Genomic DNA, 20,652 nt, shown 5'->3' on the forward strand with positions numbered 1-20,652 from the left:
GCAGGAGGCTTGCGCCCCCTGCCCGCCGGAGGCAATCGTTGTCTGTCTAGGCTTACAGCGTGGCGGCTTCTTCGACCATCTCGAAGGCTTCGATGATGTCGCCGATCTTGATGTCGTTGAAGTTTTCAAGGCCCACGCCGCATTCATAGCCCTTCATGACTTCCTTCATGTCGTCCTTGAAGCGCTTGAGCGACGTGATCTTGCCGGTGTAGATCACCACCCCGTCGCGCAGCAGGCGCACGCCGGCGTTGCGGGTGATCTTGCCGTCCGCGACGTGACAGCCCGCGATGGTGCCCGCCTTGGGCACGCTGAAGGTCTGCCGCACTTCCACCTGGCCCAGATACACTTCGCGCTGGACCGGGGCGAGCATGCCTTCCATGGCGCTCTTCACTTCATCCACGAGCTTGTAGATGATGTCGTAGAAGCGGATGTCCACGTTTTCCTGCTCGGCGATGTCCTTGACCTTGGCGGTCGGGCGGACGTTGAAGCCGATGATGATGGCGTCGGAGGCCGATGCCAGCAGGATGTCGGATTCGGAGATGGCCCCGGCCCCGCCGTGGATGATGTTGATGCGCACCTTTTCGGTGCTGAGTTTGCGCAGCGCCTCGGAGATGGCTTCCAGCGACCCCTGCACGTCGGACTTGACGACGAGGTTGAGCACCAGGGCTTCCTGGTCGTCGACGCGGCGGGACAGGAACGTTTCCAGGGTAACCTTGGATTCGCGGGCCAGTTCCTTTTCACGCTGTTTCACGGCGCGGGTTTCCGCGATGCGGCGGGCGAGCTTTTCGTCCGTCACGCACACGAATTCCTCGCCCGCTTCGGGCACGCCCTCGAAGCCCTGCACTTCCACCGGCATGGCGGGGCCGGCTTCCTTCACCTTCTTGCCCTGGTCGTTGAACATGGCGCGCACGCGGCCGCTGAACACGCCGCACACGAAGGTGTCGCCCTGGCGCAGGGTGCCTTCCTGGATGAGCACGGTGGCCACGGGGCCACGGCCCTTGTCCAGCTTGGCTTCCACGATGTGGCCGCGCGCGGGCTTGTCGGGGTTGGCCTTCAACTCCAGGATTTCGGCCTGCAGGGCCAGCAGTTCCAGCAGTTCGTCAAGGCCCTGGCGGGTCTTGGCGGACACATGGCTGAACACGGTGTCGCCGCCCCAGGCTTCGGAAACCAGGCCGAGTTCGGCCAGTTCACGCTGCACGCGTTCGGGGTTGGCGCCTTCCTTGTCCATCTTGTTGACGGCGACCATGATGGGCACGCCAGCGGCCTTGGAGTGGTTCACCGCTTCGCGGGTCTGCTCCATGACGCCGTCGTCGGCGGCCACCACCAGCACCACGATGTCGGTCACCTGGGCGCCGCGGGCGCGCATGGCGGTGAACGCCTCGTGGCCGGGCGTATCGAGGAACACGATCTCGCCCTTCTTGGTGGTCACGTGGTACGCGCCGATGTGCTGGGTGATGCCGCCCGCTTCGCCCATGGTCACGTTGGTCTTGCGGATGGCGTCAAGCAGCGAGGTCTTGCCGTGGTCGACGTGGCCCATGATGGTGACCACGGGCGGCCGATGCTGCATGGTCTCGGGCGCGTCCTCTTCCTTGGGGATCAGGTAGTCGGCTTCCGAGAAGCCCACCTTTTCCACCTCGTAGCCGAATTCCGAGGCCACCAGGGTGGCGGTTTCGATGTCCAGCGACTGGTTGATGGTCGCCATGACGCCGAGGCCGAACAGCACCTTGATGATCTCGGTGGACTTCAGGCCCATCTGGTGGGCCATGTCGGCCACGCGGATGGCTTCCTCGACCTTGATCTTGCGCTTGGCGGCCTTCAGCGGCTGGGTAGCGGCGGGCTTGATGTCGCGGCCCTTGCGCCCCTTGCCGCGGCGGGCGCCGCCGCGCGGGAAATCGTCGTCCTCGCGGCCACGCGGGCTGCGGTCGGCACCGGCCTGGAAGTCCACCGTGCGGCGGCCTTTCAGGCGCTTCTTCTTGCTCTGCCCTTCGTCACTGGAGGGGGGCTGGCCAGCGCCGGGGCCACCAGGGCCGCCGGGACGGGGCCCGTAGCCGCCGGGGCCGCCCGGACCACCGGGACGGGGGCCGCCGGGACCGCCCGGACGATAGCCGCCGGGGCCGCCAGGACCGCCGGGACCGCCGGGGCGGGGCGAGTAACCGGGACGGTCGCCGCCGGGTCCGCCGGGGCCGGCGGGGCGGGGAGCATAGCCCTGTCGGTCGCCTGCATAGGCGGGGCGGTCACCGCCGGGGCCACCGGGGCGGGGCGCATAGCCCTGCCGGTCGCCGCCGGGACCACCGGGACGGGGCGCATAGCCCTGCCGGTCGCCGCCGTAGCCGGGACGGTCGCCACCGGGGCCGCCAGGACCGCCGGGGCGGGGCGCGTAGCCCTGCCGGTCGCCGCCATACCCGGGACGATCACCCTGACCGCCTTCACGCGGCGGGTAGGGGCGCGGGGCCGGGGCGGAAGGATCGGGACGGGAAATGACGCGGACCTGCGGCCCGGGCACGTCGGGCGTGCGCTTCTTTTTCCTGCGGCGGTTGCCGTCGGCGTCGTCCTCGTCGCCGTCCATGCCTTCACCGCGCGGGGCGGCTTCGCTCGCCACGGGGGGCAGGATGGAGGGCTGGGGGGTGGCGTCGGGCATGGCCGAGGCGTCGGGCCGGGCCGGGCGGATGATGCGCGCGGTGGGCGCGGCGGCCTTTTCGGCCTTGGCTTCGGCGGGCTTGTCGCCAGCGTCTGCAGCCACGGGAGCGACCGGGGCTGCCTGGGCGGCGGGAGCGGCTTCGGCCGGGGCTTCAGCGGCAGCCTGCACGGGTTCGGCCGGAGTTTCGACCGCCGGGGCCACGGGCGCGGCTTCGTCGGGGCGGCGGATGATACGCGCGGCAGGCGCGGCGGCACGTGCCTCGGGCGCCGCGGGGGCTTCGGCGCGGGCGGCACGGGTGGGCCGTTCCTCTGCGACGGGGGCGTCACCCGATGCGGGAGACGCCGGGGCCTCGGCTTCGGCGTGGGCTGCCTCTGCGGTTTCGCGCTCTTCGGCACGACGACGCACGGGGGCTTCGCCCTCCTCGCCGTCGCGGCGGCGGCGGCGCACGATGACGCCGGGCTGCACCACCTTGCGGTCAACGCCCGCTTCGGCGGTCTGGCCCTGATGGCGTTCGCGCACGCGGGCGACCTCGTCGGCGGTGAGCGTGGTCATCACGCTCTTGGCCGGGATGTCGAGATCGCGCAGCGTGTGGAGCAGATCTTTGGTGGACACGCCCAGCTCCGTGGACAGGTCCTTCACCCTGGTCTTGTCGTCGGTCATTCCTGAACCCCCTTGCGCTTCCTCCGCCAGCCTCCGAACTTCCGGAATCGCTCCCGGCATTCGGGGCTGTCGCATACGTAGAACCCCCGTCCAGGCAGTACCTGCCTTTCGTCCGGAACGGGGGTTGCCCCCGCCCCGGCGGCGTCCGTCGGGGGGACGTACCGCAGAAGCTCGCGCTTTGCAAAGCGGCGCCTGCATATGACGCAGGTGCGTAATGGTATGTGCTTCCCGCGGATGGCGTCATCCATCCGCGTACTATTCCTTCGCTTCGGCTTCGGTTCCTTCGCCCGCGTTCCCGGCCGCCTCCTCGTCGCCGTCCGGGTCGGCGGCCGCATCGGCCTCGTCCGGCGCCTGGGGCGCAAGGAAGTTGATGGCCGCGCGCAGGTCGGCGATCTTGCCCGGCGCAAGGCCCAGCGCCGAGGAAAGTTCCTCGTCGTCGGCTTCACGCAGGCGCTCGATGGACTGGAACCCTGCCGCGATGAACTGTTCGATGGAGATTTCGGCGACGCTGGCGATCTGCTCGAGCCCGCGTCCGATGGCGTTGGCCTCGTTGTAGCGGGTTTCGGTGTAGATATCTATCTTCCAGCCCAGCAGCTTGGCGGCCAGCTTCACGTTCTGGCCCTTGCGGCCGATGGCGTTGGTGAGCTGGTCGTCGGGCACGATGACTTCGAGCAGGTTTTCTTCCTCGTCCACCACGATGCGCGAGATCACCGCCGGAGACAGCGCGTTGCGGGCGTAGGTGGCGATGTCCGGGCTCCAGACCACGATGTCGATGCGCTCGCCGCGCATTTCCTGCACGATGTTCTGGATGCGCGAACCGCGAATGCCCACGCACGCGCCCACCGGATCCACGTCGCGGTCGCGCGACATGACGGCGGCCTTGGCGCGGCTGCCGGGGTCGCGCGAAACGCCCATGATCTGCACGGTGCCGTCGTCCACCTCGGGCACTTCGCGGCGGAACAGGGCGGCCATGTAGTCGCGGTGCGCGCGCGAGACGATGACCTGCGGCCCGCGTCCTTCCTTGCGCACGTCGATGAGGATGGCCTGCACCCGGTCGCCGCGCTTGTAGTGCTCGCGCGGGATCTGTTCTTCCTTGGGCAGCAGCGCCTCGGTGCGGCCAAGGTTGATGATCCACCCGGCCTTGTCGCGGCGCTGGATGATGCCGCTGACGATCTCGCCACGGCGGTCCTTGTATTCTTCGTAGATGATCTCCTGCTCCGCGTCGCGCATGCGCTGGATGATCACCTGCTTGGCCGACTGGGCGGCAATGCGGCCAAGGTCCTCGATCTTCACGCGAAAGCCCATTTCGTCGTCCAGCTGTACGCTGGGGTCGTGGGTGCGCGCGTCCTCGAGCGAAATTTCGCTGTTGGGGTTCTCGACCTCTTTCACGACGATCTTGAACTGGTAGACGTCGATCTCGCCGGTCTCGTCGTTGTAGCTGACTTCGGCGTCCATCTCGTCGCCGAACTTGCGGGCGACGGAAGTGCGGACCGCTTCTTCCAGCGTGTCGATCAGCATGTCGCGGTCAAGGCCCTTGTCCTTGCTGATCTGGTCGATGGCCTTCTTGAGTTCCAGGCTCATGGGTACTCCTCCGGATCGGTGGCCTAGTCCGTGGTGTCGTCGTGCGGCGCGCCGCCCCGTGCGGGCTTTTTCGGCTGCGCCTTCTTGCGCGGGCCGGTCTTGCCGCCGGGCTGGGGCCGGGTCGTGTCGGGAAAGATGTGGACGAGGTGCGCCTTCTTCACGTCCTCCCACGCCACGGAAAGGGGGGCGGGGGCTGCGTCGGGGCTGGGCGCGGCATCGGGCAGGAAGGTGAGGGTGTCGCCTTCCACCCGCACGATGTCGCCCCGGAACTTGCGGCGGCCCGGCCATTCCGGGTGGGGCAGCGCAAGGGTGAGTTCAATGGTGCGCCCCGCGTAGGGGGCCATCTGGGCGGCCTCGAAGAAGGGCCGTTCGAGCCCGGGCGAGGACACTTCAAGCACGTAGGCGTCGCGGATGACGTCTTCCACTTCCAGGGCAAGGCCAAGCTGGCGCGAGAGGCGGGCGCACTGGTCTATCGTGACACCCTCGGGTGTGGCACCTTCCGGGGTGACACCTTCGGTGGTGACGCCTTCGTCGTCGGACCGTTCGGCCCCGGCCAGGGGCGCGCCCGGCTTCGCGTCCACGTACACGCGCACCACCATGCGGCCCCCGACAAGTATCTCGATGCCCCACAGGGCAATGCCCAAGGCGTCGGCAAGGGGCGTGGCGATGGCGGCGACGGCGTCGCGAAGGGGATGCATGCTCATTCGTCGTTGTGTTCCGTTGTCGTGGGCGGCGGGGCCGCAGCAAAAAAAAAGGGGGCCGAAAGGCCACCCGGAATGGCCGCGTACGGCCCTCAGGATGTCGAAGCGGCGTTGCCGTGGAGCGGTAAGGCGTGGCGCTCCGTGAAGCGATTCCAGGGGAATATCGGCAGCCGCTTCTGTCAAGACGTGAGTGTATAGTATGGAACCGGAGGCCTGTCAACACGCGGCGGTGCGCAACGCGGTCCGCCCGCTGTATATCCTGATCGTCCCGCGCCGGGCGCGGGCGACCGCGCGGGGCGGGACAGCGTCGTGGTTCCGTCGGTGATGCCCCGCGCGAAGGTCCCGCGAGAGCCTGACGAGCGTCGCGCCGCACCGGCATGGTTGAAGTTTCCTGGCATGGCCCCTGGTTTGCATTGCCTTTGGCGCGGGTACCATGCCCGCAAGGAGGCACGCATGCAGGAAGGCATGTTGTCGAGCCTGTTCGGCGCGCTCACCAACGAGCACCGCATGAACAACATCTCGAACAATCTCGCGAACGTGAATACGACGGGCTACAAGCGCGACGTCATATCCTTCAAGGATACCATGCAATTGTTCGCCCATGATCAGATCATGGAGCCCATCGCCAACGTGCGCTCGAAAAAGCTCTTTCCAGAGCCGCTGCACGTGGCCCGGCCCCGCATTGCCGTGGCCCACACCGAATTCGAGCAGGGCAGCATGCGCTACACCGGCAACCCGCTGGACGTGGCCATCTCTGGCAATGCCTTTTTCAAGGTGCGCACGCCCGAAGGCGAATTCTACACCCGCAACGGCAATTTCCTGCAGACCGCCGACGGCCAGTTGGTGACGCCCATGGGCCACGCGGTGCAGGGCGACGGCGGCGACATCGCCCTGCCGCCCGGCGAGCAGGTGGAAATTTCCGACGACGGGCAGATATTCGCGGGCGGCGTGCAGGTGGGGCAGCTGAACCTGGTCACCGTGAACGACCTGACCGCCCTGGAAAAGCTGGGGGGCAGCATGTACCGGCTGCGGCCGGGCTCCACAGCGGGCGAGGTGCCCGCCGAGAAGGCCTACGTGGCGCAGGGCTACCTGGAGGCGTCCAACGTCGAGGTGGTTTCCGAAATGGTGAACATGATCGAAGCCCAGCGCCAGTTCGAGGCCTACCAGAAGGTGATGCAGACCTCGGATTCCATAGACCGGGAGGCCACGCAGAAGGTGGGCAAGAAAGTCTGACGGGTGCGCCATGAGTGTCTTTTTGCCCTCTGCCTTCGTCAGAAGGGCTTTTTACTCCGGTCAAATACCATCAAAGTATATTCCCTTCATAAAAAGCCATTCTTCCTCGGCAGAGAACAAAAATCCTACTCACGCCGCCACCCGTCGAAGAAGCGCACCGCCATTCCCACTGACAACCGCCGCCGCGCGGGCATGCGTGGCCGGTGCATCCGGCATCCGGTTTGCAAACACCTGGCTGGCGGGCAAGCACCGCCGGACAACTGACGGAACCAAACTCCTCGCAAGGAGACAACAGCCATGATGCGTTCTCTCTGGACGGCCGCCACCGGCATGGTGGCCCAGCAGCTCAACATCGACGTGATCTCCAACAACCTCGCCAACGTGAACACCACGAGCTTCAAGAAAAGCCGCGCGGAGTTCGAGGACCTCATGTACCAGAACATGCGCATCGCCGGTTCCGCCACGGAAGGCGACAACCGCATTCCCACCGGCATCCAGGTGGGCATGGGCGTGCGCCCCACCACGGTGCACAAGTTCTTCACCCAGGGCGACTATTCCAACACCGGCAACTCGCTGGACCTCGCCATCGAAGGCGACGGCTTTTTCCTGGTGCAGGTGAACGGCGAGGACGCCTACACCCGCGCCGGGGCGTTCAAGCTGAACCAGGACGGGGTGGTGGTGACCGCCAACGGCTACACCCTGCAGCCCGAATTCACGGTGCCCGCCGAAACCAAGAACATCACGGTGACGGAAAACGGGCACATCTCGGCGCTGGACAGCAATGGGGCTGAACTGGCCGCCGCGGACATCCCCCTCTACACCTTCATCAACCCGGCGGGCCTCGAAGCACGCGGCCGCAACCTGTACATTCCGTCCGAAGCCTCTGGTGAGGCGGTGGAAGGCGTGCCCGGCGAAGACAACGTGGGCACCATCGCCCAGGGCTTTCTGGAAATGTCCAACGTCGAGGTGGTGGACGAGATGGTGAACATGATCGTGGGCCAGCGCGCCTATGAAATGAATTCCAAGGCCATCCAGACCTCGGACACCATGTTGCAGACCGCCGTTCAGTTGAAGCGCTAGACCGGGGAGATACCGCATGACCGCCCATCACCGCACCGCACCGCTCCACCGCTCCGCCGTCATGGTGTCCGCATTTGCCGGGCCCATGGCCTGGCTGGCGGCGCTGGCCCTTGCCATCGGCCTGCTGGCGTTCGGCCTTGCCCCGGCGCGCGCGGGCACCGCCGACGCGGGCTGGCGCATCCGGCTGCTGGACGCGGCCGTGGTGTCCGGGGCCACGGTGACCCTGGGCGAAATAGCCGAACCGGTGGGCCCCATTCCCCCGCAGACCTGGCGCGAACTGGCGGCCACGCCCCTGTGGCCCTCGCCCGCCGAGCCGGGCCGCCCCATGAGCGTCAACCGTCCGCGCCTGCAACAGGCCCTGCGCGAAGCCCTGCGCGACACCGAATCGCTGTGCCTGTACCCCGGCACCCTGGTGCTCCAGCGCGGGGGCGCGGTGCTGCGCGAGGGCGACCTGCGCGCCCTGGCTGTCAGCGCTTTGACGCCCGCCATGGGCGCCTTGCCCGGCGAGGCATCCATGCAGGATTACCGCTTGCCCCCCTATGTCTTTCTGGCCCACCCGCAGCAGCAGGTGGTGGTGGAGAACACCGCCGCCGCCCCCGGCCGCAACACCCTGCGCTTTGCCGTGCGCGAGGTGGACGGCAGCACGGTGCGCAAGTTCACCGGCTCCGCCTTCATCGACGTGTGGGCCGACGTGCCTTGCGCCGCCCATCCCGTGAACAAGGACGAGGTGCTGACCCCCGACAAGGTCACTCACGTGCGCAAGAACCTGGCCTACCTGCGCGAGCCCGCGTGGGACGGCCGTGGCGGCCCGTGGCGGCTGGCGCGGCCCGTCGGGGGCGAGCAGGTGATCTACCAGAGCGATCTTTCCGGCGTGCCCACCGTGCGGCGCGGCAGCGTGGTGATGGTGCTGTACGAATCCGGTTCCGTGCGCCTGCAGGTGCAGGGCGAGGCCATGGCCGACGGCGGCCTTGGCGAGACCATTCCCGTGCGCAACATGCAAAGCAAGCGGCAGATTTATGCCGCCGTTAAGGATGGGGGGACGGTGGTCGCCCGGTAAGGGGCACGAACCTTGCCGGACTGAATCCCCCTTCGCAAGCCCAAGGAGAACCGTCATGAAACGCAGACTGCTCGCCGCCGGGTGCGCCATGCTGCTGCTTTCCGGATGCAACGCCGCCCGCAAGCAGCCCTCGCCGGTGCCGCCCGTCACGCAGCCGCAGGCCTACGCCGAGCCCGAGGACAGGGCCGCCAACCCCGGATCGCTGTACAGCGAATCGGAGTCGGAGTTCCTGTTCTCCGACAACCGTGCCCGCCGCGTGGGGGACATCGTGCTGATCAAGATCGTGGAAACCAACAAGGCCAAGAACAAGGCCGATACCAGCGCGGACAAGACCACCACCAACGAGCTGGGCGTCAGCGCCTTCTTCGGGCAGTCCAGCGCGTCCATCAACCCCATGAACCCCACGGGGCCGTTCGGGGGGCTGGTGGGCACCAACCCCATCCTGGGCACCAGCTCCACCTCGAAGCATGACGCCACGGGCGAGACCACGCGCGAGAACACCGTTACCGCCACCATCGCCGCCCGCGTGCTGCGCGTGCTGCCCGGCGGCCTGATGGAAGTGGAAGGCGCGCGCGAAACCCGCGTCAACGACGAGACCCAGTACATCGTGGTCAGCGGCCTGGTGCGCGCCCGCGACGTGGCCTCGGACAACTCCGTGACCTCGTCGCAGATGGCCGACGCGCGCATCGAGTACTACGGAAAGGGCGTGCTGGCGGACAAGCAGAAGCCGGGGTGGTTTAGCCGCCTGATGGACAACGTCTGGCCCTTTTAGGAAATGCGCCGGGCTGGCCCGGATGCTTCGTCAAGCGGGGCCGCCAACGAGGTCGAGTACCAAAGAGTACACTCCCTCGTCGGCGGCCCCGCTTTCCTTGCCTGCGGAAGGACTTGCCGCGTTCGCGCCGCGCGGTGGACGTTGCTGGCAGGCTAGGTCCAACGCGGGCACGCTGTCGACGAAATCCGTCTTTTGCCTCCGGGCTGCGTTGGCTTGTCGTTTTTGATGCTCACGTACAAAAGTACGCTCCGCTCAAAAACGCCAATCCGCCTTGCCCGGTGGCAAAACTCGTAATTTCTCACATCGTGCCCGCACAGCCCCCCGCGACGTAAGACCGCCGCGGGTATTAAGGAGTATAGCCACAAGAATGCGGGATGAAGAGGAGCCGGTGCATTTTCCCAGTTATAGGCATAGCGTAGCGCGAAGGCGGCGAGTCCGTTCGCAGGCAAGGAAAACGGGATGTTCGCGACGGGAGTGTACGGGTTGGTACATGACCGGAGCGAACATCCCGTTTGACGATGCATGCGGGCGGACTCGTCGCCTTCGCACTGGCACGGTGTTGGCAATAGCCATGGGCAGCGCCGGAATACCGTCGGATACCCGTCGGTGCCCGCGCCCTGCGGAATGCCTATCCATTGACCGTCAGCAATCCGCGCGCCCTTTCCCGCCATACCGGGGGGCCGCGTAACGGGCTGCCCCGCGCAGCCGGATTTTTGGAGAGACGCCATGTCGCCCAGCCTTCGTATCCTCACTGCCCGCCTCCTGATTGTCCCGCTGCTTGCGGCCCTGTGGCTGCTTGCCCTGCCGGGCGGCGCGCAGGCCGTGCGCATCAAGGACATCGCCAGCTTCGGCGGCGTGCGCGACAACCAACTGGTGGGCTACGGCCTGGTGGTGGGCCTTGGCGGCACGGGCGACAAGAAGGACTCCACCTTCACCATGAGCTCCATGGTCAACCTGCTGGAGCGCATGGGCGTGGCCGTGGACCAGGCCAAGCTGAAGCCCAAGAACGTGGCGGCCGTCATGGTCACCACGCGCATGCCCGTTTCCGCAAAGCCGGGCACCCGGCTGGACGTCACCGTGTCGTCCATGGGCGACGCCACCAGCCTTCAGGGCGGGGTGTTGCTGATCACGCCGCTGAAGGGCGTGGACGGCAAGGTGTACGGCCTGGCGCAGGGCCCGCTGGCTCTCGGCGGCTTTTCGGTGGAAGGGCAGGCCGCCCGCGCCCAGAAGAACGTGACCACCGTGGGCACCATTCCCGGCGGGGGCATCGTGGAGCGGGGCATTCCCTTCCAGTTCAACAGCCAGGAAACGCTGACCCTGCACATGACCAGCGCCGACTTTTCCACCACCATGCAGGTGGTGGAGCGGCTTAACCGGGTCATGGGCGGCAGCTACGCCAAGGCCCAGGACGCCTCCACCGTGGCCCTGGACGTTCCGCCCGCCTACCGGGGCAACCTGGTGCCGCTGATGGCCTCCATCGAGAACATCGAGGTCACCCCCGACGGCCCCGCCAAGGTGGTGGTGGACGAAAAGACCGGCACCGTGGTGCTGGGGCGCGACGTGCGCATATCCCGCGTGGCCGTGGCCCACGGCAGCCTGCAGGTCACCGTGCAGGAAGGCATGGATGTTTCGCAGCCCGGCCCGTTCAGTTCGGGGCAGACCGTGGCCACCCCGCGCACCGACATCAACGTGCGCGAGGAAAACCGCCGCCTGATGCTCATGGAGGGCGCGACCCTGCAGGAACTGGTGGACGGGCTGAACGCCATCGGCGCCACCCCGCGCGACCTGATATCCATCCTGCGGGCCATGAAGACGGCGGGGGCGTTGCATGCGGACCTCGAAGTCATTTAGGGCGCGCGTGCAAATGGTTCTTTCGCCCGTTGGCTTTGTCAAACTTCGCCTGCCATATCGGTCGAATACGATAAGAGTACGCGCTGCGGTCGCCATCCGTAAGGCTCGCAAACTCGCCCAACGGCTGCCGCACTCCCTCATGGCAGGCTTGTTTTCCTCGCCAACGAACGAAACTCCTCATTTGCAAGCGCGCCCTGAAAGACAGTGCCAGCGCGGCCCCTCGTAATTTTTCAGCATGCTGAAACGATGAGAGATTTGCCATGACCGCTCCCGTCGATCCCAAACTCGCCACCGCCGCCTCGGCCCAGCACGAGCTTACCCAGCGCAAGCTTGAGATGGACGCCCTGCGCAAGCGCCTGCGCAACGATCCGTCCAAGGAACAGAAGCTGCGCGAGGCGTGCGAGGGGTTCGAATCCATCTTCGTGCAGAAGATGTGGGAGCAGATGCGCGCCACGCTGCCCAAGGAAGGCTACCTGCACAGCAAGGAAGAGGAAATGTGGCAGTCCATGTACGATCAGGAGTTGGCCAAGAAGATGACCTCCGCCGGGGGCATCGGCCTGGCCGACATGATCTACGAGCAGCTGTCCACCCGCCTTTCCGACGCCAGCCGCACCACGGCCCCCAGTTCGGTGCGCGAGCCGGTGCCGGTGAAGCCGGTGTCGATGATGCCCCGCGTGGTGACGCCCAGTGCCGATGGCGTGAAGGGCGGCGCGCCCGCCAAGGGTTCGTCCATGTACGAGCCCGCCAGCCCCGAGGCCCCCGTGGTGTCGGATGCGTCGGAGGCGCACGGCGATGCCCCGGCCGTGGAGGGCGGCGCGGGCGGGCATGACCTTGTGCGGCAGCATCTGGCCGAACTGGAACGCCAGGTGGCCGCCGCGCCGGAGGCCGCAACCCCGGCGTCCGCCGCGACCGGGACGGCGGCCCTGGCCGGGGTGCCTGCTGCGGGTGTTGCGGGCACGGGTGGCGCGGCAGGCGCCGCCCCCGCATCGGCGGTCGCGGCAGCTGCCGCATCCGGCGCATCACCGGTCGCCCCGAATGCTCCGAATTCCCCAACGTCCCCAAATCTCCAGAATCCCGTGGACGCCGCCGGGGCGGCGCAGGCCGTTGCCGCGCCCCAGCGCCGTGCCTCGCGATCCGGCAAGGACGGGCCCACGCGCGGGCTTCCCGCCGCCTCGGTGGCGGGCGAGACCACGCGCAAGGTGCGCAGCCCCATGCGCGACGCCCAGTTGGGTCCGCCCATCGTGCATCGCACCGGGGCCATGAAGCGGGTGGCCTCGCCCGCGGCAACGCGCGCGCTTACCGTGCCCTCGGGTGCGCCCTCGGCCGCCGAATTGCAGTCCGCCGCAAGCGGCAGCCCCGCGCAGGGCGCGGGAAATGCGGCGGGTTCCGCGCCGGAAGGCCCGGCGGGCGTCACTGTTTCCCCGCCGTTGTCTGGCGGGAATCCGGCTGCGGCCACGGGTTCCCCTGTCGGTGCGTCCCCCGCCACCTCGTCTCCCGCATCTACCGTATCGGGCGTCAAATCTTCGCCCACGGGCGGTCCGGCGGTGGCTTCGGGCGCGCCCGGCCCCATGGCCTGGCCGCATGAGGGGCGCATCGCCTCCGGTTTCGGCTGGCGCAACGACCCCCTGACCGGCGAGCGGGCCTGGCATCCGGGCGTGGACATCGCCGTGGCAGAGGGCGACCCGGTGCGCGCCGCGTGGGACGGCAAGGTGGTCTTTGCCGGAGATAGGGCCGACTACGGCAAGCTGGTGGTGCTGGAGCACCCCGGCGGCTGGCGCAGCTTTTACGGGCACAATGGCAGCCTGGACGTGCGCGAGGGCGACACGGTTCGCGCGGGCACGGAAATTGCCAAGGCAGGGGGGACGGGACGCGTTGCCGGGCCGCATCTTCACTTCGAGGTGCGGCAGGGCGAACTGGCGGTGAACCCGGAATACGCGGCGCGCAGCCTCGCTTCCGGCGGGCCGTCGGCGCGGCTGACCCGCCCTGGAGGATAACCCCATGTACGAACAGATACGCGGCAATCTTGTCCGGCAGACCAAGGGCCTTGAGGTGCTGGCGCTGCTGCTTGAGGAAGAGTTTGCCCACCTGCGCGGGCGCGACCCCGACGCCGTGAGCGCGGTGGAATTCTCCATCCACGAACTGATGCGCCAGCTGGCCTGCGAGCGCGTGGACCTGAAGGCGGTCATGCAGCGCACCCGGCTTTCGGAATACGCGGACATGCTGCCCGAGGAGCAGGGAGCGGAGGTGCGCGCCATCATCGCCCGCATCGACGCGCAGGAGCAGCATTGCGCCCGCCAGGCCTCGCTGAACGCGGACCTGGCCCTGGCCCTGCTGGACCAGAGCCAGGAGTTGCTGGACTTCCTGCATCGCCGCCTGGTTCCGCCCAAGCAGGAAACCTACGGCCGCAAGGGCGGCATGACCACCGCCCGCGCCGAGGCCGCGCTTATCCGCGGGAGGCTCTAGCATGGCCGGCGTCACCTCGCTGCTCAACATGGGGCAGATGTCGCTGCTGGCCAACCAGACCGCCATCCAGACCACGGGCAACAACATCGCCAACGTGAATACCGTGGGGTATTCGCGCCAGGCGGTGCGCTTCGAGGAATATCCCGCCCTCGACGGCGTGCCCGGTCAGATTGGCAATGGTGCCTATGCGGCCGAGGTGTATCGCTATTTCAACGGCTTCGTCGAAAAGTCGTACCTCGACAAGGCCTCGCAGCAGTCCCGCTGGGACGCGCAGTACGAGATGCTGCAGAGCGTCGAGAGCCTGTTCAACGAATCGTCCACCCCCGGCATCAACTCGGCCATGTCGCAGTTCTTCGCCGACTGGCAGGCCCTTTCGCAGCGGCCCAACGACAAGGCCAGCCGCGACGCGCTGCTTTCGCACACCGACAACCTCGTGAAGCTCATGCAGAATGCCGAGTCCAACCTGCGCGTCATGCAGCAGCAGATGGACCAGTACCTGAAGCAGGAGGTGGACGAGGCCAACAGCCTGATCAAGCAGATCGCGGAGCTGAACCGGCAGATCGAGATGCACGACGAGCCGGGCAAGAACAACGCCAACACCCTCATCGACAACCGCAACCTGCTGGTGCGCGAACTGTCGCAGAAGCTCGACGTGGATGTGGTGGACAACGGCAGCGGCAAGTTCACCGTGGTCACCAAGGCCGGGCATACCCTGGTGGACGGGGTGAACGCCTTCTCGCTGGACTACCAGGGGCCGCAGTCCAACGTATCGCTGACGCCCAATTCGAATTTTGACGGCGAGGTGCACTTCGAAGGTTCGGACGAGTCCGAATACACCCTCGAAGTGGTGCAGTCCGGCGCGGTGACCAGCGGCGCGGGCGCGGCCATGTTCCGCGTCTCGCTGGACGGCGGCAAGACCTGGCTCAAGGACGAGAACGGCAACGACCGGCTGTTCGCCGCGCGCCCTGAAGACCAGAAGGTCAAGGTGCAGGACATCGACGTCTACTTCAGCGGGGCCACCCAGAACCTCGAAGTGGGCGACCAGGTCATCATCACGCCCAAGAGCGGCATCTACTGGGTGACGCCCACCACGTCACCGCTGAACATCTCGCCCCAGACCATGGCCGACGGCACCGACAACTCCCGGCGCATCACCGGCGGCACCATCGGCGGGTACATGATCTTTCGCGACACGCAGGTGGGCCGCTACGTGGACCGCGTGAACGCCCTGTCCGAATCGCTGATCTGGGAAGTGAACCGCCTGCACAGCCAGGGGGCCGGGCTCGAGCACATGTCGGTCATGAGCGGCACCTACGGCGTGGCCGACCCCACCATCGCCCTGGGGTCGGACAGTTCCGGCCTGGCCTGGCTGGACAGGCTGCAAGCGGGCAACTTCAGCGTCTACGTGTACGACGCGGCCAGCGGAACCTACGTTTCCAACGCCTCGGGACCCGTGGACTTCGATTCCGTGACCCCCGGCATCCAGAACTTCGACCCGGCCGTGCATTCGCTGAACGACGTGCGCGACGCGCTCAACAACACCTTCGGCACGTACCTTACCGCCGACATCGTGGACAACAAGCTGGTGGTGCGCGCCGACAGCGGCTACGAACTCGGCGTGGGCAACGATTCCGCAGGGCTGCTGGCCGGGCTTGGCCTGAACACCTTCTTCCAGGGTTCGGACGCCTCCACCATCGCGGTGCGGCCCGACGTGCGCAGCGACACCAATTTCATCAATGCGGGCAAGGTCAACGGCGGCAGCGAGGCCAACGAGGGCGACAACGACACCGCCGCTGCCATCGGCGGGCTGGCCACCAAGGACGTGACCATTTCCACAACCTTCGAGCGGGCCAGTTCGCAGACCCTGTCGGAATACTACAGCGCCATCGTGGCCACCGTGGGCGCGGACACCGCGTCCACCAAGTTCAACGCGGCCTATACCGCAACCTTGGCCAAGGATCTTGACGAACGGCAGAGCGCCTCGTCCGGGGTGAACCTGGACGAGGAGATGGCGAGCCTGGTCAAGTTCCAGCACGCCTACAAGGCGGCGGCCAAGCTGGTGACCACGGCGGACCAGATGATGCAGACGCTGCTGGGCCTCAAGCAGTAGCGGCGGAAGGAGGCTTTCATGGCAGGGCGCGTTTCCCAGCGGACCATGTTCGACAACTACATCTCGAACATGAACTACGCGTTGTCCAACCTCATGGAATCGAACATGCAGGCTGCCAGCCAGAAGCAGGTCAACCGCCCGTCGGACGATCCCGTGGGCATGGCCCGCATTCTGAACTATCGCGCGTCGATAGCCTCCAACGAGCAGTACCAGAAGAACGTGGGCGAGGCGGAAAGCTGGCTGAGCCTCGCGGACAAGACGCTGACCCAGGTAAGCACCGTCATCACCCGCATCAAGGCCCTGGCGGAACAGGCGGCCACCGGCACGGTGAGCCCGGAGAACCGCAAGGAAATCAGCTACGAGATGCGCGAGCTGTACGGGCAGCTCATCAACCTGGCCAACACCGAGAACGAAGGGCGGCACATTTTCGCCGGGCACAAGATCGAGAACTCCGCCTACGTTGCGGGGCTTGCCGTCACCGCCAACGACCCGGCCCTGTCCAACACCACGTTCACCGTGGAAGGCGGGGCCAGCAACACCATCGTGTTCCAGTTCCTGGAATCGGGCACCATCGGCACCGACGCCCTGGACTACCGCTATTCCGAGGACGGCGGCTCCACCTGGAAGACCGGCACCCTGGCCTCCAATGCCGCGCCGGTGATGATGGGCGGGGTGCGGCTCACCATGTCGCCGGGCGACACGGTGACCGCCGTGGACACGGCCAACGCGCATGAGGCGGACAACGGAACCTGGCTGTACATTCGGCCCACGGCCATCTACAAGGGCGACGACTTCAATTCGACAGGGCTCACGGCGGAGCGGTACGGGGCGGAGAACATCGCGGCCACGGCCGACGGCTCGTTCTCGCGCGACGTGATGGTGCGCATCGACCAGGCGGGCACGCTTGCCGGGCCCATCAGCTATTCGTACAGCATGGACGGCGGTTCCTCGTGGATTCCGGCCGTGGCGTCCGGCACGGGCGGCCCCGTGTCGCTGCTGGTGCCCGGCGGCTTCCTGACGCTGGCCTCCAACGGGGGCAACGCGCTGGCGGCGGGCGACCAGTTCGTCATCCGGCCGCACCGGGCCGCGCTGGAATTCGAGATTTCGCCCGGCGAATACATGTCGGTGAACAACGTGGGCAAGGACATCTTCGGCGGCCTGTACCAGGCCCCGGGACAGTCCAGCGCCACGGCGGTGTACGACGGCGACGGGCGCAACCTGTTCGAGGTGGTGGGCAGGCTGATCGCCTACACCGAAACCAACGGCCAGAGCGGCATCCAGGAAGCGCTGGACGAGCTTGGCACCGCCTCCAAGGTCATCCTGACGGCGGCGGCGCGGGTGGGCGGCAAGGAAAACCGGCTCGACGTGGTGCAAGGCATCCTCGAGACGCAGGAAGACGACCAGACCATGCGCATGAGCAACATAGAGGACGTGGACGTGGCCAAGCTTATGACGCAGCTCGCGCAGCAGCAGCTGACCTACAACAGCGTGCTCAAGTCGTCCTCCATGATCATGCAGATGAACCTCACGAACTTCCTGTAAGGGCCGGCGGAATCCATGCTCATACTCACGCGTCGGCCGGGCGAAAGCCTGTACCTTGGCGACAACATACGCATCACCATCCTTGGCATGCAGGGAAAGCAGGTCAAGATCGGGCTCGACGTACCCGGCGACATGGTCGTGTACCGAGAGGAAGTGTACCGGCGCGTCATGGAGGAAAACCGCATGGCGCTCGAAACCAGCAACGCTGACCTGCTCGCGGCGACACAAATATGGCACGACAGAACGAAAGAGTGATCCAGACCCGGCTCGGCCGCCAGACGGTGGCGCTGGACAAGGTGCTGTATTTCCCCCGGGGCATCATGGGCTTCGAGGACAAGCACGAGTTCACGCTGCTGCAGCTGCGCGAGGGCGCGCCGTTTTTGATCCTGCAAAGCATGGACGACCCGCGCCTGGGCCTGCTGGTGGGCGACCCGTACAGCTTTCTGGAGGACTACCCCATCCGCATCGGCGATGCGGAGCAGAAGCTGCTGCGGTTGCGCAATATCCGCCAGGTGGCCGTGCTGGTCACGGTGTCCATTCCTCCGGGCCGACCCGAAAAGACGGCGCTGAACCTCACCGGCCCCATCCTGATCAACCACGAGGCCCGGCTGGGCTTGCAAGTGCCCCAGACCGACGGGCGCTTTCCGTCCCAGTACTACCTGCACGAGCAGGGCGGCTGCCCGGCTGGCGACGGGGCGGGCGATGGGGCTGGCAACCGGGAAGTCGGGCCGTCCGGCAACGGGAATGGAAACGAATCCGGCAACGGGGCTGAAGGCGGGGCGTAGGCCCCGGCGGTCCGAAGCCGCCAGATGTGACGCATGCGAAAGGGCGGCCCCATGGGGCCGCCCTTTCGCATGGCGACGACAGGCGCGACAAAAGGCGCGACAAACATGCCGGGCACGGCAGGCTCCCGAATTGCCCGCGTGGCCGGTGGAGGATGGCGGCGCGTCAGTCGCCCCGGCGGGCGCGTTCCCCGGCCACCAGGCCGGAAAGGCCCATCTTGCGGATGCGGTAGCCCATCTGGCGCGGGGTGATGCCCAAAGCGGCGGCGGCGCGGTGCTGCACCCAGCCGTTGCGGCGCAGGGCGGCGATGATTTCGGTGCGTTCGATGTCGCGCAGGGTGGTGGGGTGGGCGTCGCCATCGGCAATGCCCGCGTCGTCGTATCCGGCGTGCGGGGCGTGGCCGTCCCCAGGTGCGTGCAGCCCGTTGCCCCCGTTCCCCCCGTTCACGCTGGCCAGGGTGGGAAACTGCCCGTCGGACGGGGTGTTTTCGCTGGCGGCATGCTCCAGCAGCGGTTCCAGAAATCCCCGGTCGATCTGCCCGGATTCGGACAGGATGGCCAGCCGCTCGATAAGGTTCTCCATCTCGCGCACGTTGCCCGGCCAATCGTGGCGGCGCAGCAGGGCCAGCGCGTCCGGGGCCAGGGTGATCACCCGGCGGTAGTCGCGCGCGGCCTTGGCCAGAAAGTGGTTCAGCAGCCGCTCCACGTCGTCGGGCCGTTCGCGCAGGGGCGGCACCCGGATGGGAAACACGCACAGCCGGTAGTACAGGTCCTGCCGAAAGCGCCCCTGTTCGGAAAGCTGGGCCAGGTCGCGGTTGGTGGCGGCCACGATGCGCACATCCACGCGGTGGGTCAGGTTGCTGCCCAGCCGCTCGAACTCGCGGTCCTGGATCACCCGCAGCAGCTTGGCCTGGATGCCGGGCGGCAGTTCGCCGATCTCGTCGAGGAAGATGGTGCCCCTGTGGGCTTCCTCGAAGCGGCCCGCGCGCACGGCGGCGGCCCCGGTGAAGGCGCCCTTCTCGTGGCCGAACAGTTCCGCCTCCAGCAGCGTTTCCGGAATGGAGGCGCAGTTCACCTTCACGAAGGGATGCACCATGCGGTCGGACAGGTTGTGCAGCAGCCGCGCGATGAGCGTCTTGCCCACGCCCGATTCGCCCAGCAGCAGCACCGTGGCCTTGGTGGGGGCCACGCGTTCTATCTGGCGCTGCACGTCGAGCATGGCCGCGCTGCGGCCCACGATGTAGTCGCCCCGTTCGTCCAGCACGCGGGTGCGCAGCTTGACGTTCTCGCGGCGCAGGGTGTCCACCCGTTCGTGCATCTGTTCGTTCAGGCTCAGGAAATGGGCCACCAGGGTGGCCACGATGCCCAGGAATTCCACGTCCTCGGAGGTGGATACCTCGTCGCTGAACAGGCGGTCCACGTTCAGCACGCCGATGGGTGCGCCCTGCTTCAGGATGGGCACGCCGAGGAAGGAAATCTTGCCCTTCTCCACCTTGCGCGCGCCGGTGCGGTCGAGAAACAGCGGGTCGGTGCGCACGTCGCGCACGATGTACGGGCGGGCGGTCTGGAAGATGGTGCCTGTCACCCCCTCGTCCAGGCGGTACACGCCCCGGCTGCGCTCCTCGGGGGTGAGCCCGTGCGAAGCGGCGATGACCAGCTGGCCCGTCTCGCGGTCGGGCAGGGTGATGGTGGCGCGCTTCATGGAAAGTGTTTCCGAAAGCACGCGCAGCACGTCCTCCAGCGACTGTTCGAGGTCGAGCGCCCGGTCGAATACCTGGCTGATGGCGTAGAGGGCCTTGAGTTTCAGGCTTTGCAGCGTGCACGGCATGCCCGGCACGTTGCAAGGATGGTTCCGCAGCGGCGACGCGCGGAATATCGGAAAATAGCCGTGTGATTCCTGATGATTGGATGTTGAATGCTGGACAAGGCGGGGGCGGGGCGGGCGCTATTGTTTTGACAATAAAATAAAAAAGTGCATTGAAAAAATATCATTTTTGCAAATAAGCTATTGCGTCGGGGTCACCCTGGACGGGCCACTCCGGCGAGCGCGCGGGGCATGCGGATACGGCCCGGTGACCTGCCGCGCCCGCCTTGCCCGTTCTTTCCGGCCCACCCATCCCCCGGCGGCGGCCGCCCCGCGTGCCCGGAGCAATGGGCGGCACGCGGGGCGGCCGATGCAGAA

16 protein-coding genes are annotated in these 20,652 nt (G+C 67.0%); 11 read left to right on the forward strand and 5 right to left on the reverse strand.

Features of this window, described 5'->3' with window-relative positions; all coding sequences use genetic code 11:
* Window positions 1-52: 52 nt before the first annotated feature.
* Genes infB through rimP form a run of 4 tightly spaced genes read right to left on the reverse strand, consistent with a single transcriptional unit; the run spans window position 53 to window position 5,583 of the window.
* Entirely contained in the window at window positions 53-3,298 is a 3,246-nt protein-coding gene (gene infB, locus RVX_RS02210) for a translation initiation factor IF-2 (protein ID WP_116306722.1), read from the reverse strand.
* The gene (locus tag RVX_RS02215; RefSeq protein WP_420192399.1) at window positions 3,295-3,633 is read right to left on the reverse strand and encodes a YlxR family protein; all 339 of its coding nucleotides are present in this window, start codon (window positions 3,631-3,633) and stop codon (window positions 3,295-3,297) included. The genes infB and RVX_RS02215 overlap by 4 nt, the downstream gene beginning before the upstream one ends.
* Window positions 3,554-4,879, reverse strand: coding sequence for a transcription termination factor NusA (gene nusA / locus RVX_RS02220; protein WP_116306713.1), 1,326 nt, complete (start codon window positions 4,877-4,879; stop codon window positions 3,554-3,556). Before nusA ends, RVX_RS02215 begins: the two co-directional genes overlap by 80 nt.
* Before the next feature lie 23 nt (window positions 4,880-4,902).
* Window positions 4,903-5,583, reverse strand: coding sequence for a ribosome maturation factor RimP (rimP, locus tag RVX_RS02225; RefSeq protein ID WP_116306711.1), 681 nt, complete (start codon window positions 5,581-5,583; stop codon window positions 4,903-4,905).
* Between the two features lie 450 nt (window positions 5,584-6,033).
* Here rimP and flgF point away from each other — a divergent pair, with 450 nt between their 5' ends.
* The 11 genes from flgF (at window position 6,034) to fliW (ending at window position 18,473) form a co-directional block, all read left to right on the forward strand.
* Window positions 6,034-6,813, forward strand: coding sequence for a flagellar basal-body rod protein FlgF (gene flgF / locus RVX_RS02230; protein WP_116306709.1), 780 nt, complete (start codon window positions 6,034-6,036; stop codon window positions 6,811-6,813).
* Between the two features lie 297 nt (window positions 6,814-7,110).
* Window positions 7,111-7,893 carry a flagellar basal-body rod protein FlgG gene (flgG, locus tag RVX_RS02235; protein ID WP_007526373.1) on the forward strand — a complete coding sequence of 261 codons (783 nt, stop codon included), beginning with the start codon at window positions 7,111-7,113 and terminating at the stop codon, window positions 7,891-7,893.
* Between the two features lie 16 nt (window positions 7,894-7,909).
* Window positions 7,910-8,950, forward strand: coding sequence for a flagellar basal body P-ring formation chaperone FlgA (flgA, locus tag RVX_RS02240; RefSeq protein ID WP_116306707.1), 1,041 nt, complete (start codon window positions 7,910-7,912; stop codon window positions 8,948-8,950).
* A 55-nt stretch (window positions 8,951-9,005) separates the two neighbouring features.
* The gene (locus RVX_RS02245; protein WP_116306704.1) at window positions 9,006-9,722 is read left to right on the forward strand and encodes a flagellar basal body L-ring protein FlgH; all 717 of its coding nucleotides are present in this window, start codon (window positions 9,006-9,008) and stop codon (window positions 9,720-9,722) included.
* A gap of 726 nt (window positions 9,723-10,448) precedes the next feature.
* Window positions 10,449-11,573: a flagellar basal body P-ring protein FlgI gene (locus tag RVX_RS02250; RefSeq protein WP_116306702.1), complete on the forward strand. Its 1,125-nt coding sequence runs from the start codon at window positions 10,449-10,451 to the stop codon at window positions 11,571-11,573.
* A 260-nt stretch (window positions 11,574-11,833) separates the two neighbouring features.
* Window positions 11,834-13,567: a peptidoglycan DD-metalloendopeptidase family protein gene (locus RVX_RS02255; RefSeq protein WP_116306701.1), complete on the forward strand. Its 1,734-nt coding sequence runs from the start codon at window positions 11,834-11,836 to the stop codon at window positions 13,565-13,567.
* A gap of 4 nt (window positions 13,568-13,571) precedes the next feature.
* Window positions 13,572-14,036, forward strand: coding sequence for a flagellar export chaperone FlgN (gene flgN / locus RVX_RS02260; RefSeq protein WP_116306699.1), 465 nt, complete (start codon window positions 13,572-13,574; stop codon window positions 14,034-14,036).
* 1 nt (window position 14,037) lies between these two features.
* Entirely contained in the window at window positions 14,038-16,146 is a 2,109-nt protein-coding gene (gene flgK, locus RVX_RS02265; RefSeq protein WP_116306696.1) for a flagellar hook-associated protein FlgK, read from the forward strand.
* Window positions 16,147-16,164: 18 nt separating this feature from the next.
* Window positions 16,165-17,688 (forward strand): flagellar hook-associated protein FlgL, encoded by a 1,524-nt coding sequence (flgL, locus tag RVX_RS02270; protein WP_116306694.1) that lies wholly within the window; start codon window positions 16,165-16,167, stop codon window positions 17,686-17,688.
* A gap of 15 nt (window positions 17,689-17,703) precedes the next feature.
* Window positions 17,704-17,943, forward strand: coding sequence for a carbon storage regulator CsrA (gene csrA, locus RVX_RS02275; RefSeq protein WP_007526389.1), 240 nt, complete (start codon window positions 17,704-17,706; stop codon window positions 17,941-17,943).
* Window positions 17,919-18,473, forward strand: coding sequence for a flagellar assembly protein FliW (fliW, locus tag RVX_RS02280; RefSeq protein ID WP_116306692.1), 555 nt, complete (start codon window positions 17,919-17,921; stop codon window positions 18,471-18,473). Before csrA ends, fliW begins: the two co-directional genes overlap by 25 nt.
* A 163-nt stretch (window positions 18,474-18,636) precedes the next feature.
* Here the strand turns inward: fliW and nifA are convergent, their stop codons facing one another.
* Window positions 18,637-20,298 carry a nif-specific transcriptional activator NifA gene (gene nifA / locus RVX_RS02285; RefSeq protein WP_116306690.1) on the reverse strand — a complete coding sequence of 554 codons (1,662 nt, stop codon included), beginning with the start codon at window positions 20,296-20,298 and terminating at the stop codon, window positions 18,637-18,639.
* Window positions 20,299-20,652: the final 354 nt, after the last annotated feature.

Source organism: Nitratidesulfovibrio sp. HK-II, from assembly GCF_003402415.2.
GTDB lineage: Bacteria > Desulfobacterota > Desulfovibrionia > Desulfovibrionales > Desulfovibrionaceae > Cupidesulfovibrio.

What these genes read in the sequence shown, in the direction of transcription:
- flgK (WP_116306696.1), top strand. Translation starts at nt 14,038, where the DNA reads ATGGCCGGCGTCACCTCGCTGCTCAACATGGGGCAGATGTCGCTGCTG.
- RVX_RS02215 (WP_420192399.1), bottom strand. Translation starts at nt 3,633, where the DNA reads ATGCGGCCGCCGACCCGGACGGCGACGAGGAGGCGGCCGGGAACGCGG.
- flgA (WP_116306707.1), top strand. Translation starts at nt 7,910, where the DNA reads ATGACCGCCCATCACCGCACCGCACCGCTCCACCGCTCCGCCGTCATG.
- flgF (WP_116306709.1), top strand. Translation starts at nt 6,034, where the DNA reads ATGCAGGAAGGCATGTTGTCGAGCCTGTTCGGCGCGCTCACCAACGAG.
- flgG (WP_007526373.1), top strand. Translation starts at nt 7,111, where the DNA reads ATGATGCGTTCTCTCTGGACGGCCGCCACCGGCATGGTGGCCCAGCAG.
- RVX_RS02250 (WP_116306702.1), top strand. Translation starts at nt 10,449, where the DNA reads ATGTCGCCCAGCCTTCGTATCCTCACTGCCCGCCTCCTGATTGTCCCG.
- rimP (WP_116306711.1), bottom strand. Translation starts at nt 5,583, where the DNA reads ATGAGCATGCATCCCCTTCGCGACGCCGTCGCCGCCATCGCCACGCCC.
- flgL (WP_116306694.1), top strand. Translation starts at nt 16,165, where the DNA reads ATGGCAGGGCGCGTTTCCCAGCGGACCATGTTCGACAACTACATCTCG.
- infB (WP_116306722.1), bottom strand. Translation starts at nt 3,298, where the DNA reads ATGACCGACGACAAGACCAGGGTGAAGGACCTGTCCACGGAGCTGGGC.
- csrA (WP_007526389.1), top strand. Translation starts at nt 17,704, where the DNA reads ATGCTCATACTCACGCGTCGGCCGGGCGAAAGCCTGTACCTTGGCGAC.
- RVX_RS02255 (WP_116306701.1), top strand. Translation starts at nt 11,834, where the DNA reads ATGACCGCTCCCGTCGATCCCAAACTCGCCACCGCCGCCTCGGCCCAG.
- flgN (WP_116306699.1), top strand. Translation starts at nt 13,572, where the DNA reads ATGTACGAACAGATACGCGGCAATCTTGTCCGGCAGACCAAGGGCCTT.
- nusA (WP_116306713.1), bottom strand. Translation starts at nt 4,879, where the DNA reads ATGAGCCTGGAACTCAAGAAGGCCATCGACCAGATCAGCAAGGACAAG.
- fliW (WP_116306692.1), top strand. Translation starts at nt 17,919, where the DNA reads ATGGCACGACAGAACGAAAGAGTGATCCAGACCCGGCTCGGCCGCCAG.
- RVX_RS02245 (WP_116306704.1), top strand. Translation starts at nt 9,006, where the DNA reads ATGAAACGCAGACTGCTCGCCGCCGGGTGCGCCATGCTGCTGCTTTCC.
- nifA (WP_116306690.1), bottom strand. Translation starts at nt 20,298, where the DNA reads ATGCCGTGCACGCTGCAAAGCCTGAAACTCAAGGCCCTCTACGCCATC.